Origin of the sequence: Streptomyces sp. XM83C (assembly GCF_023072675.1) — a bacterium.
GTDB classification, from domain to species: domain Bacteria; phylum Actinomycetota; class Actinomycetes; order Streptomycetales; family Streptomycetaceae; genus Streptomyces; species Streptomyces thermocoprophilus.
The window spans coordinates 1-1546 of record NZ_JALLGL010000555.1; the positions used below are offsets into that span (position 1 = coordinate 1).

Annotated in this window: 2 protein-coding genes and 1 pseudogene; all 3 read right to left on the reverse strand. The window is 63.7% G+C overall.

Translation table 11 applies throughout. The features are described from left to right. Window positions 1-123 precede the first annotated feature (123 nt). Window positions 124-528 (reverse strand): lipocalin/fatty-acid binding family protein, encoded by a 405-nt coding sequence (locus MTQ10_RS30290; protein WP_247473846.1) that lies wholly within the window; start codon window positions 526-528, stop codon window positions 124-126. Between the two features lie 224 nt (window positions 529-752). Continuing rightward, window positions 753-1037: a chitin binding peritrophin-A domain-containing protein gene (locus tag MTQ10_RS30295; RefSeq protein WP_247473849.1), complete on the reverse strand. Its 285-nt coding sequence runs from the start codon at window positions 1035-1037 to the stop codon at window positions 753-755. A 396-nt stretch (window positions 1038-1433) separates the two neighbouring features. After that, a pseudogene (locus MTQ10_RS30300) lies at window positions 1434-1546 on the reverse strand (IS5/IS1182 family transposase); the annotation flags it as partial.

The window sequence follows — 1546 nt, forward strand, 5'->3', positions numbered from 1 at the left end:
TCCAGGCCGTCGCCGCCCTGCTGTCCCACCAGCAGACTGCGGACCTGACGTCGGCGCGGCAGATGTGAACACCGAGCCCCGCCGCCATCCTCGACGCCTCACCGCCTACCGTGCACGAGCTCGTTAGCCGCCTGTGTACCACCGTTCAGCAGAGACGCCGTTGGTCGCACAGCTAACCTTCATCCTGCCGTTGGAGTACTCGCGGATGATTGTGGCGGTCTTGCCTTCGAACCGGAATGTCTGAACCAGCTTATTCCCACCGTCCTTGGTGAACACCGTGGTGCCGTCTGGCCCGCCGTACAAAATGGTGGCGGGCACCGGCTCTCCCAGGGTGAAGGTGATCTCGTGGTCCCCCAGTTCCGATCGGGTGGTGAGCGTCCAGACGTTGCCACTGATCCGGAGTTCTTCGGATGGTCTGATCTTTGCCAGTTTCTTCCGGTGTGTCTCGCTCACCCCCATCGCCGTTAGGAACGTGTCCCATGCGGGGTCGTCCGGAGAGGATGCGAGGTCCCACTTACTGTTCTGCAAGGTGTCGTCCTTATCTGCGCGATCAGGCGAGGAATCGAGGAAGGGTGACTTGCCGCACCCAGAGTGGGCCACGGCTTGGGAGCGTGACCGGGCTGCGGCGCCTTCCAGCCGTGTCAGCGCTGAAGGCGTGTGGCGGGAGAAGCCGCCGGGAACTCACGTGCGGAACTCGACGGCCGCGGTAGCGTTCCGCTTCTCAGCGGCAGCCGAAGGAGTGACAGCGGTGCTCAGCGCTGGTCTCGAACGAACCCTTTGGCGACGGCCCACGCGTAGATGTCCGCCTCAACGCTGTCAGACGGCCAGTCGGCGACCGGCCCAGCCTTGGAGATCGGGTTGAACACCATGCCCGGAGGGCAAGGCATCACGAAAGGCTGGCCGTCCTCGAAGCGCAAAAACGAACCGCTGTCGGCGGGATTGATGGCATATCCCTTATCTGCCCAGCTCTCCGGGACCTCTTCCGGAGCCGTGATGACCCAATCCCACGTGTGGCGCTTTGTGATGTCGAAGGCCACGCGTCCTCCTTCACGTCATACGGGTACCAGAAACCCGCAGCCAGCGAACTCCCTGATGATCACATACGTATGGCCCGTTCCGCAGCAACTATGAACAATCCCGGCTTCCGCACACGGCCGACCGGTTGGTGCTCCAGGCCATACTGTGATCGGCTCGCCGAGCCGACCAGGCGCACCCCATCGACACGACTGGGCGTGGTCTGCTCAGGCCGCTTGGCCGGAGCCAGCGGTGATCGGGTCCTGCTCACGAAGCGGAGCGGACCGCACGTCGAGCTTCGGGGCGTAGCCATCGGGCTGGATGTCGACAGACCTGACGAGTTTCAAGGTCAACATTTCTGGGTCACACCCCTCACGGGGGCGCTGGCCCGCCTGGCCCAAGAATCCTTAGACGTTGTTTCAGTTGGTGAGTCGGCGGTAGCTGATGAGGGCTGCGGCTATGCCGACGAAGGCCAGGAAGTGTTCGGCCTTTCGCTCGTAGCGGCGGTGCAGGCGTCGGCATCCGGCCAGCC